We start from the raw sequence: 11,327 nt of genomic DNA, 5'->3' as shown, positions 1-11,327 counted from the left end.
CAAATAAAAGCAAAATGGCAAAAGATGCAATTTTCTGTCAAATCACTTTTTAGCCGACAATTTTTGGTTCAAATTTTCTAAACGCTCAAGCGTGCCTACATCGACCCACGCATCGCTCAGCAAATCGCCAATTACCAAACCTGCTTGCATGGCTTGTTTGAGTAGTGGCGCAAGCGGCGCAGTTTCACCTACCTTGACCGTATCCAATAATCTTGGTGACATCACACTAATCCCTGCAAAAGTATATTTTGGCGTGCCTTCTACCTTGACCTTGCCATTTTCTAAGGCAAAATCGCCAGTTGGGTTGTGCGTCGCTTGGTCGGTGAGTAGCAAATAAGCCTGCGAATCGTTTAACTGAAGCTGGCTTAGTTGAGCAAAATCAAAAGGCGTCCACACATCCCCATTGACCAAAATAAATGGCTGGTCTTTTAATTTTCCGGTAGCCAAAGCCATCTTGATACCACCTGCTGTCTCAAGCGGTTCTTCTGGCTCAATCGACCAATGAATGGTGACACCGAATTGACTGCCATCCCCGATTGCATTGAGCAGTTTATCAGCAAGCCATGACACATTGATGGTGATATCGGTGATACCTGCTTGTTTGAGTGCTTTGATATGCCACACGATAAGCGGTTGCCCGCCGACTTCGACAAGTGGCTTTGGCGTGGTCAAGGTTAAAGGGCGCAGCCGGGTGCCTTTACCCGCGGATAAAATCATGGCTTGGGTGATGGTGGTTGACATGGGGTTTTATCCTTGGATTTTTTGATGAAAAGCAGGTTCAACGACGGCGGTCATCCAATCAGCAAACTTATCAAAAGTAGGACGCTCATCCCATTGGCTGATAGCTTTTAAACAAGTTAATAAATCATTGAAAACTTTGGGAAGGTTTACCAAATAACGGTCTTTGCCATCTCGCTCAAACAAACGTACAAAAATACCTAATACCTTGAGATGACGCTGCATACTCATGATATTAAAATCCACGGTAAACTCTGCCAAGCTTTTGTCAATTTGCGCCAATTGATAATAATGAGCCAGATGCGTGTTCACCCAGTTTTCATCATAATTGATATAGGCATCTCGCAATAAAGACGCCAAATCATAGGTGTAGGCACCGATGACAGCATCTTGAAAATCAATCACGCCCAACTCATCGCTGTGATTTAATACCATCAAATTACGGCTGTGAAAATCACGGTGCACCACCACTTGAGGCTGCGCGATGACTTGCTGGATAATATCAGACTGCAAATCTAGCCACAGCGTCTCTAAGTCTGGCGTCATCGTCACGCCGATATAGGGTAAAAACCACTCGCTAAACAAGCCCATTTCTCGGCGCAGCAAGGCATCGTCGTAACTTGGGATAACGGCTTTGGCGTCATTGATGTCAATTTTTTGAATCGCCAAAATTTCCTGCATTGCCTGCTGATAATAGCGCGCAGTTTTTGCCAGCTCGCCTGCATCCGTTAAATCCTTGGCAATGACATCGGCAAAATCCGTATTTCCCAAATCCTCAAGGACGATAAAACCTTGCTGTTCATCCGTGGCAATCATTTTTGGCACATGCACATGACCTGCCATTAAGTTGTCCACGGCGATAAATTCTTTCACCGATTCTTTTTCTGGCGGCGCATCCATCACGATATAGTGTTGATTGTCGACGGTTAAGCGATGATAGCTGCGAAAGCTGGCATCACCAGGTATTTTTTCATGCTGCAATGATTGATTTGGAAAAACTTGGGTTAACCAAGTGTGCAGCTGTTGTTCCCGTGACTGTTGCTTAAGTGGCTGTTGCTTAAGTGATTGTCGTTCAAGTGATTTTTGTTCAAGTGGCTCGGTATTTGATGGCGAAGCTGTGCTATCGCAAGGGTCTTGGTTAGCAAGTTGTGCGGCGGGATGGTTCATAAGGTGGGCTTACTCAATAAAAATAAGTTATGCTACCGAAAATCTGCGTATCTCTCAAGTGGCGTCTATCATGTTTGCAATTTTAAACATCTTTTGCAATAGTATATTGATGACGCTAGTGATATGATGTGAAGGTTTTTATATTGCGTCTTTGGTAAATGTCTAATGAAAAAATCTGTGAAATTGTCGCCTATTTCGTCAACTTCTAATCGTTTAACTTCACATTCGTCTTTGCCAACCCAGCCTACACGCCTGTATCAATCATTACACCAAATTTATCGACATACCAATGTTTTAGCGATGACGCTTGGCGCGATGTTCACTACTTTGTATTCAGCATCAGCACTTGCGGTGTTGCCGACAACCGCCGTTACGGAATCGACTGATGCAGCGACAGCACAAAGCACTGAATCACAGAGTATTGAAAAACAAAACCTTGATACCTCAGCTGCAACGCCCGATACCGATAGTAGTATCGCCACCACAGCAGACAGGGTTACTACTGTCGATGTAACCACCAATCAAGGCATCACACCGATTAGCGCGCCTGATATCAAACCAAACTCTGCGCGTACTCGTCCCAACTTTACCCCAAATCAACAGCAGCAAGCCAGTCTAGAAAAGCTCAAAACCTTTTATCAACCCAAAACCCCGCAAACCACGGACGATACTAGCGCCACGGTTGCTAATCCAAATTCTAATCCAAATTTACTGAACCCGCTCGCGCCTGATAGTCAACAGTCAGGTGCTCAAGCAAACACGCAATCAAAAGCAGGGACCCGAAAAGATGCCATGTGCCATGGCAACTGGGTATATCCCACTTCGACCATCTATCAACAACAGGCATTAGCGGCAGCCGGTACCGATCAGCCCAATAGCAGCTTCCCAATTTATGCGTCGTCTAACTATGGCTATTACGACAATGAAAACTACGCTGAATTGTCAGGCGATGTGCAAATCAACCAAGGTCGTCAGCAAATCTCTGCCGATAAAGTGGTCGTTAACGTGCAAGATGGCATTGCGGCCGCTCAAGGTAATGTTTTGTTGGTGGATGCCGCGCAAAGCACCCAATCGACAGACGGCAATCCACGTGTAAGCCTTAAAGATAGCCCAAAAGGGGGGCTGATTACCGTTGCCGACGAACTGGCGTATCAAACGGATAGCAGCAAAGCAACCGCCAAAGATGTGGCGTTTGCCAGCGTACCGCTACAAGCGTATGGTTATGCCAAACGGCTTAATAAAGTCGATGAAAGCCGTGTTGAAATTGACGATGTCATGTTTACTACCTGCGCGCCTGACAATCCGACTTGGCAAATCAATGCCAAAAACATCGATATCAATACCGACACGGGTCGCGGTGAAGCCTATAATGCCACGTTAAAAGTCAAAAACACCCCAGTATTGTACCTACCGTATTTCAACTTTCCGATTGACGATCGCCGCACCAGTGGTTTTTTGTTACCACGCGGTGGCTTTAGTACGGAAGGGAGTTTTAATGTACAGTTACCTTATTACTTTAATCTAGCGCCAAATTACGATGCCACTGTCACGCCAACCATTTTTACTGATCGCAATCCGATGTTGACAGGTGAGTTCCGCTATCTGACAGAAAAATTTGGTTATGGTAGCTTGACAGGCTCTTATCTGCCCAACGACAAACAATATGATGATGAAGACCGTAAGCGCTTTTACTATAATCATCATTGGCAGTCAAAAGATATCCCTAACCTGTCCATTGATGCGCTCTATCAGTATGTCTCAGATCCTAAATTCTTAAACGATTTTGAGACCTTGGGTGACGAAACCGTTCAATTAAATTTACCGCGCCGCATTCAAGCCAATTATTACAATGACTATTTGACTGCGCTTGCCAAGATTGAAACCTTTCAAACACTGGATCGTAATTTAACCAATTCAGACAAAATCTTGGACAAAGATAAACCGTATGACCGTCTGCCGCAGTTATCGGTCAAATATCGTGTACCTTGGGTGACCCAATTTGATTTGACGGGTATCAGCGATTTTGCCTATTTTAAACGCCCAATCGATGATGGTTCTGCACCTGAGCAAAGCGGTGGCAGACTGTATAACAAACTCACTGCTGCCTATCCAATGACGCGAACTTGGGGATATGTGACGCCGTCAGTGAGTTTACAGCACCTTTATACCCAATTTGACCAAGAATCAGCCAACGCCAATGGACTGGATAAAAATAGCAAAAGCCAATCTATTTTTGTACCGCAGTTTAGTATTGACAGTGGCTTAAATTTCTTTAAAGCAGGCACCCCATTTGGTAAATTTGATGAATCCTTGGGCGGCTATCAGTTATTAAGCCCGCGCCTAAAATATGTGTACTCGCCCTATAAAGACCAGACTGACGTACCCAACTTCAATACCCGTTTGGCATCGCTCAATTTTTCGCAATTGTATGAAGATTCATGGTTTTTGGGATATGATCGCCTGCCCGACAACAACCATTTAACCCCTTCATTAAATTATCGCTATATTGATGGCAATGGTTTGACTCGCTTGGATGCCAGCGTGGGCAAACAAATTTATTTTAGTGATATTCGGGTACATCTTGACAATACCGATGATGGGTTAAAAATTGACAATACCGGTACCGTCTTTGAAGTAAGCACCCAACCGCGTCAAGATTTTTGGGTGGATTTAGATGGCTCGGTTGATGACAACGCTGATTTAAACTATATCAACACCCAATTTCGTTATGCGCCAACTTACAATAGCCTTTATAACTTAGGGTATATCAAACGCAATGAGAGTAGATTTGGACAAAAAGCCCTCTCTGCTTTCACCGGCTCTGCTGTTTTACCTATTAATGATAATTGGCAGTTTTTAGGGGCTGTGCAATACGATAATGAGAAGAGTCGTTTTAGTGATGTGTTAGCGGGCTTTACTTATGATAGCTGTTGTTATGGCTTATCGATTTATGCTCGCCGTTATTATGATGAATTAAGTGATAAAGACAGTGCTGACCACGCTATCATGGCAGAAATTAGCTTAAATGGATTATCCAACAAAGGTGACGGTCGACTGGCTAGCTTGATGCGTAATCGGGTATTGGGTTATGACCCTAAATACTAAACGCCTTTTACGCAAAAAACTGCCTAAAACTTGAGGTTTTTTAGGATTTATTATGATATAGACATACACCAGCAAATATTATTGTATAAAATGACCCAAGCTTTACAACATCACTTAGCAATATCATTTAGCAACCTCCAAGCCACTTGGTCAAAGACCCGTCATTTAAGCTAAATGGTTTTGCCACGATTTCTGAATGATCGAATTTACTTTTTTTATTTTTTGGTTTTTATTTTAAGGATACATGTCATGAACCATGCCGTCATGCATAATTTACCCAGTTTTCACCGTAACACCCTATCTGCTCTCACTAGCGCTTTGATATATGGCGCCCTATTGGTTATGCCAACATTGAGCGCGCAAGCCGTGACTGCAACAGCGGTAACCACTAAAACCAACACAACCAGCAGCAAAACGACGGTGGAATCTAGCAAAAAATCTAGCACCAAACCTGCAGCGCAAACCACAAGCAAATCAACCAAAGCTGTGACAGCAAACAAAACCACCAACGCTGCCAAATCAGTCAAAGCTGACACTAAAGCCAGCGGCTCAAAACCTACCACTCAAAAAACAGCAAAAGCTATCTCCCAAACTGCGCCCGTAGCATCAGAGGTCGCCAACTCATTGGTTGAGCCAGCGCCTGTCGTCACTAACAGCTCGCAAGATCAGGTCATTGATGGCGTGATTGCTATTGTCAACGACACCCCTATTTTACGCAGCCAGTTAGATCGCGCGGTTGCTCAAGCTTCTGCACAGCTTCAAGCGCAAAACAAACCTGTACCACCCGCACAGCAACTTTATCCGCAAGTATTGGATCAGCTAATTACTAAGCAAATCCAACTTGACATCATCAAACGCCAAGGACTGCAGGCTGAAGAGAATGCAGTGAATGCTGCGTTGACCAATTTAGCACAACAAAATGGGGTCGCAAGCCTTGCCGAATTCCAACAAAAACTTGACGCCCAGCGCGTAGGTAGTTACCAAGCATTGCGTCAAAAAGTCAGTGAAGACTTGGCGATACAAACTTTGCAGCAGCAACAACTTGCCAGCCGCATTAAAATCTCAGATCAAGATATTAACAACTTCTTAAAATCACCAGAGAGCAACGCTTTAGAAAAATCACAATATCGCACCTTACATATTCGCGTGCCTTTTGTAGCCGATGCCGCAGGTAAAACCAGCGACAAACAAAAAAAACAAGCGCTGACCGTAGCCACCCAAATTGCCAAAAACTTGCAAGCTGAGAATGCCAATATTGAGCAAATCATGACTGACGCGCAAACCAACTATAACGCGCAAATTCAAGGGGGCGATATGGGCTACCACGTCGCGGCAGAGTTACCGACAGAATTGTCAAAAAACATCACCGCCCTTGAAGTCGGGCAAGTCACCAACCCCATTGCCACGGCAGAAGGTTATAACGTGATTAAACTGGTCGATAAACGCGGCGGTCAACAAAAAATCATCGATCAATGGCATACCCGCCATATTTTAATCAGCCCATCGACTGCCCTACCGGCTGACATGGCGAAACAGCAGATCGACACTATCTATGAAAAACTGCGTCAAGGTGAGGACTTCGCTACCTTAGCAAGCACCTACTCAAAAGACCCAGGAAGTGCCAGTAACGGCGGCGATTTGGGCTGGGTCAGTGAAGGTGATATGGTACCAAGCTTTGAAGCAATGATGAAAAAAACGTCGGTAAATGACTATTCTGTGCCATTCCAAACACAATTTGGCTGGCATATTGTTAAAGTCGATGAAAAACGCCAAAAAGATGTGAGTGATGTCTATCGTAAAAACATGGCGCGTGAAATCCTATACCAACGTATGGCACCGCAAGCGCTAGATGATTGGATGCAAGAATTAAGAGCGCAGGCTTATGTAAAAATCATGCAATAATTTAGCTTTCACAAAAAAGGCAGTAGGATTAACATACTGCCTTTTTTTATAATTAAATTAGTCCATAAAAATCAGTGTTGCCATTCTACCTGTTGCAGGCAATTGATGCTGGGTTTGCCGACGATATGAATAAAATCGTGCATCACCATGGCTATCTAAACCACTTTTATGCACCTGATAAATACCACAAGCCTTGAGCTGTAATTCCGCTATTGCAGGCAAATCGGCAAAATAATGACCGACCTTATCAGCATTTGGCTGAAACAACTGGGTAGCGACAGCCTCAGATACGTTTAACACTGATAACACGGCATCTTTGACACGACTGTCCACTTCATAGCTCGATTGTGCGATGCTAGCGCCTATCCAAGCGTGCCACCCACGAGTGACCTTGTGCATTTCGGCAGTCGCATTGTCCCCCGCTGCAAAATCAAACTGGTGTACCATTTTTTGCACTGTTTTTGCAATAATATTTTTACTAAGACCTTGCCAGCCAGCGTGAATTGCCGCAATCAGTTTGTTATCATCTGCTGCATCGGTGGCTATCATGACGGGTACACAATCTGCTGTCATAATCGCTAAGGCAACGTTAGGCAAACGCGTGATATGCGCATCGGCAGATATCACTGCGGTAGCAATTTTATCAGTAACCTGATAAACGTCATTACCATGAATTTGATTAAGCCAATGAATGCTGTTTAATGTGGGATGATATTGTTGCAAGGATTGCAGCAAGTGCGCACGATTTTGATGCACCTGCATGCTATCATCCCCTACATGCAAGCCTAGATTGAATTGACCGTACATAGCATTCAAACTAGACTGCCCCACTGCATCATTGTTTGACTTGGTTGGCATAGACTCACAGCCAGATAGGGTTTGAACCACGGTTACCCCTTGGCTAGGTGCGTGCGTCAGTTCAATCCAGTGTGAGTGCTTATCTGTCATTATTGGGCTCTTAGGTATTGGGGACTTAGGTATTAGGCTCTTGGGTATTGGGCTATTAGTTGGCTTGTGAATGATTTATTGATTAAAACGCATCGCCAGGCACATACACCTCACCCACCATCAGACGTCGCGCTGAGCGACTCATAGACACTTTTTTGGCTTGCCATTTGCCATCTACTTTCGAGGACTCACCCCCGACCAGTAGCGTGCCTGATGGGTGACCAAAGCGTACTTCAGACAAGGCTTTGCCACCTGCCGCTTGATTGACTAGCGTACCTTTAATGGTCGCTGCGGTGCCAATCGCAACCGAGGCTGTACCCATCATGGCATGGTGCAGTTGACCCATGCTCATCGCGCGGGCAAGCAAATCAATATCGCCTGCCTTGACTGCTTTGCCACTAGAGGCGGTATAATCGGCGGGTGGCGCAACCCAAGCAATTTTTGGGGTATGCTGACGGGTTTGAGCTTCTGTTAACTCTGCAATCAGTCCCATTTTAACTGCGCCATGGGCACGGATTTTTTCAAGCTTCGCCAAAATTTCTTGGTTACTGTTGATGTCTTTTTGCAGCTCCGCACCCGTAAAACCCAAGTCTTTGGCATTTAAAAAAATCGTTGGGATACCTGCATTGATCATCGTGACGTCAAATTCACCGATTTCAGGTACTTTAAGTTTGTCAATCAAGTTGCCCGTCGGGAACATATCGCCATCGCTATCCACAGGGTCGATAAATTCAATTTTGACTTCGGCTGCTGGAAAAGTCACACCATCTAGCTCAAAATCGCCCGTTTCTTGCACTTGACCATCGGTCATAGGTACATGCGCGATGATGGTTTTGCTGATATTTTGCTGCCAAATTCGCACTTCACAAATGCCATTTTGGGGCACTTTACTGGCATCCACCAACCCATTGGCAATCGCAAATGAACCGACCGCCGCGGTTAAGTTGCCACAGTTACCTGACCAATCAATCATCGCTTTATCAATAGCGACCTGACCGAATAAATAATTCACATCATGATCGGCAACGTCTGTTTTTGACAAAATCACCACTTTGGAGGTTGATGATGAGCCATTTCCCAAACCGTCAATTTGCTTACCATACGGATCTGGACTACCAACCACTCTCAGTAAAAAATTATCTCGGGCTTGCCCTGGGGTTTGGCAGCGTTCAGGTAAGTCATCAAGCTTGAAAAAAGTACCTTTTGACGTACCACCGCGCATATAGGTAGCTTTAACAGCGATTTGTGAGGCAAAATGAGCCATGTTCATATCCTTATGGTGGCAGGCAGAGAATTGACGCATCAATTTGTTTTATGTTTAGTCACATTACTACATCAAAACATGCTAAAACAAATTGATGACTGGGTGATATACGTTAAACACATCATCTAACAGTGGTTTACGTTAGTATTGCTCGTTTTTTTCTTCAATGGTTAATTTGACATTGGTGTCGGTTGGGACTTTTTCATGCGATACTGACTTGGTCGATTTGTCTGTACTTGTGCTAGCCGCTGACTTAGTAGCGGTTGATTTGCTATCAGCATTTGCGGTGGTTGACTCAGATTTTTTTACCGATTTTTTATCCGCGCTATCTGATGCTGTGTTTTTCTTGTCTGATGTGGTGGTCACGTCAGTCTTGGTTTTTTCGCTGTCGTTTTTTTCACTGTCTGTTTTTGGTTCTTCTGTGGTTTGTTTTTTGACAGGTTTGGTCGTTGAATTTTGGCTGTTGTTGGCAGCGACACTGGGTTTGCTAGTCACTGTTGGTACAACGGGTATGGCGCCTGCCGAAGAACCGGCTAAGGGCGTATTAGATGGCTGGGTCAGCGTTTGCGCTAATGCCGAATTTGCCATAATCTCACCGACTAGCCCAATCACATCGTCGCCTGTGGTGCTATTGACTTGGTAATTGGTGCCACTGGCTGATAGACCAAACCCAACATTGTTTGCCACCAACGTGCTATTTTGTAGTTGATAACCACGCGACGTGATTTGCTCGGCGGCGGCTGGCATTTTTAGACGGGTATAAATTTTATCCGCGTTATCGAGCTGCGCTTGAGGCATATTAAATGACACCGTCGCTTGGCATTTACCATTGCTACCATTCACGCCTTCTAGGTTGATTGCCACTTGCGACAAGCCATTTTGCAAGATAGTCATATCAACAATCGTACCTGCTTGCTGCTGAATGATGTCAGACTGCTTTTTGGCTTGCTGGTCGATGCGATTGGCCAGATAACTGTGAATAGCACTGGTTGCCTTCTCATTGTTACAGGCAATATCAGACGTTTCAATTGGCTTTTGCTCACTGCTTGCAGCACTGCCAGTTTGCTCGTCTTTTTGCTCATTGCGACTACATCCCACGACGGTTAAGGCAAAACACGCCATCAATAACGGCGTAAGCATTTTTTTTGACAACGTATTTTGTGGGAAAATCATAGACATAAGGCACCTTTCACGCAGAATTTATTACCATGCCATTATAAAGCAAAGTTTTGCAAATTGGGTAGTTGTTCACTATTATTTATAATAAAATTTAGTTGTAATAATTTTTAGTAGTCATAAAATTTTATTGTCTATTGCGAGCCATGGTATGCGCCATCCAAATCAAACGTATTATTTACTCGGTCATCGTGCTGCGCGGGCTGAAATGCTAGAGAACTGTCAAGACGGATTTTCCTACGTGCAGCAATTACAAAAACATGGTAAGCAGCTTGATGGGGTTGAATTTGACGTTCAAATGACCGCCGATGGCAAATTTGTGGTAGTACATGACGAAACCTTAAATCGGCTTGCAAGACAACAATCGTGGATTGCTGATAAAACATGGGCGGAATTAGAATCCATTGTGCAATCGGACTATGGGCGTTTTTCCCAACGTTTTGAACTAGGGTTTTTAAAACATCATGTATTGTTGCTAGACGATTTACCACCCTATTTGCAACACTTTCGCCATATTGAACTGGAAATCAAAACCCATGCTAAAACCCAGCCAGCTTCGTTGGTTAAAAATCTGCTTAGGCTATTATCACAAGAGGTATGGCAAGCTTTACCCGTCACTTTGACCAGTTTTGATACCGATATTTTGTACCAAATTCAAAGCCAACAGCAATTTTTAAACTTTCACTTTCCGACAGGATTATTACTTGAGCCTAAAATACTTGAACCCGAAACCATGATGGCAAGCCAAATTGCTTTTTTGCCGACGCCTGATGCAGCGGGTAAAAACTTAATATTGCAAACCTTTAATCGCGCTTGTGCTTTAGGCTGTAGCCAAGTGGGCATTTATTATCCGCTTATCACCCCAACCCTGTTGGAAATTGCCAAAATTTATGGCTTAACAGTCACCGCTTGGACGGTGAATGAAGTTGAGGTGGCAAAACGCTTGATTGGGATGGGCGTCGATTGTGTGATTACAGATTATCCTACCCAATTTTTAACCCAATTATATGAGCTTAACGTTTAAATT

General features: G+C 44.2%; 8 protein-coding genes. 3 read left to right on the top strand and 5 right to left on the bottom strand.

Annotated elements, in window-relative coordinates; genetic code table 11:
- Positions 1-42: 42 nt before the first annotated feature.
- A complete protein-coding gene (murU, locus tag H9W84_RS05410) occupies positions 43-741 on the bottom strand; it encodes an N-acetylmuramate alpha-1-phosphate uridylyltransferase MurU (protein ID WP_239742199.1) in 699 nt (232 codons plus the stop codon).
- 6 nt (positions 742-747) lie between these two features.
- Positions 748-1,905: an aminoglycoside phosphotransferase family protein gene (locus tag H9W84_RS05405; RefSeq protein ID WP_239742197.1), complete on the bottom strand. Its 1,158-nt coding sequence runs from the start codon at positions 1,903-1,905 to the stop codon at positions 748-750.
- 165 nt (positions 1,906-2,070) lie between these two features.
- Here H9W84_RS05405 and lptD point away from each other — a divergent pair, with 165 nt between their 5' ends.
- Complete coding sequence (lptD, locus tag H9W84_RS05400) at positions 2,071-5,010, top strand: LPS assembly protein LptD (protein WP_239742195.1); 2,940 nt, start codon at positions 2,071-2,073, stop codon at positions 5,008-5,010.
- Between the two features lie 249 nt (positions 5,011-5,259).
- Entirely contained in the window at positions 5,260-6,912 is a 1,653-nt protein-coding gene (locus tag H9W84_RS05395) for a peptidylprolyl isomerase (RefSeq protein ID WP_239742193.1), read from the top strand.
- 57 nt (positions 6,913-6,969) lie between these two features.
- On the opposite strand, the gene pgeF is transcribed toward H9W84_RS05395, so the two are convergent.
- From pgeF to H9W84_RS05380, 3 genes are all read right to left on the bottom strand, one after another.
- The gene (gene pgeF / locus H9W84_RS05390; protein WP_239742192.1) at positions 6,970-7,860 is read right to left on the bottom strand and encodes a peptidoglycan editing factor PgeF; all 891 of its coding nucleotides are present in this window, start codon (positions 7,858-7,860) and stop codon (positions 6,970-6,972) included.
- 82 nt (positions 7,861-7,942) lie between these two features.
- Positions 7,943-9,124, bottom strand: a complete 1,182-nt coding sequence (prpF, locus tag H9W84_RS05385) for a 2-methylaconitate cis-trans isomerase PrpF (protein ID WP_239742190.1) — start codon at positions 9,122-9,124, stop codon at positions 7,943-7,945.
- A 141-nt stretch (positions 9,125-9,265) separates the two neighbouring features.
- Entirely contained in the window at positions 9,266-10,303 is a 1,038-nt protein-coding gene (locus tag H9W84_RS05380; protein WP_239742188.1) for a hypothetical protein, read from the bottom strand.
- 148 nt (positions 10,304-10,451) lie between these two features.
- Between H9W84_RS05380 and H9W84_RS05375 the strand changes: the two genes are divergently transcribed.
- Positions 10,452-11,324, top strand: a complete 873-nt coding sequence (locus H9W84_RS05375; protein ID WP_239742187.1) for a glycerophosphodiester phosphodiesterase — start codon at positions 10,452-10,454, stop codon at positions 11,322-11,324.
- Positions 11,325-11,327: the final 3 nt, after the last annotated feature.

It is taken from the genome of Moraxella tetraodonis, from assembly GCF_022359095.1.
Taxonomy (GTDB): domain Bacteria; phylum Pseudomonadota; class Gammaproteobacteria; order Pseudomonadales; family Moraxellaceae; genus Faucicola; species Faucicola tetraodonis.
Note: the sequence above shows the minus strand (reverse complement) of the source record. Positions and strands in the feature narration are given on the sequence as shown.

Bases quoted from the DNA above. Each gene is read 5' to 3' on its own strand.
- murU (WP_239742199.1), bottom strand. From the start codon at position 741: ATGTCAACCACCATCACCCAAGCCATGATTTTATCCGCGGGTAAAGGC.
- H9W84_RS05405 (WP_239742197.1), bottom strand. From the start codon at position 1,905: ATGAACCATCCCGCCGCACAACTTGCTAACCAAGACCCTTGCGATAGC.
- lptD (WP_239742195.1), top strand. From the start codon at position 2,071: ATGAAAAAATCTGTGAAATTGTCGCCTATTTCGTCAACTTCTAATCGT.
- H9W84_RS05395 (WP_239742193.1), top strand. From the start codon at position 5,260: ATGAACCATGCCGTCATGCATAATTTACCCAGTTTTCACCGTAACACC.
- pgeF (WP_239742192.1), bottom strand. From the start codon at position 7,860: ATGACAGATAAGCACTCACACTGGATTGAACTGACGCACGCACCTAGC.
- prpF (WP_239742190.1), bottom strand. From the start codon at position 9,124: ATGGCTCATTTTGCCTCACAAATCGCTGTTAAAGCTACCTATATGCGC.
- H9W84_RS05380 (WP_239742188.1), bottom strand. From the start codon at position 10,303: ATGTCTATGATTTTCCCACAAAATACGTTGTCAAAAAAAATGCTTACG.
- H9W84_RS05375 (WP_239742187.1), top strand. From the start codon at position 10,452: ATGCGCCATCCAAATCAAACGTATTATTTACTCGGTCATCGTGCTGCG.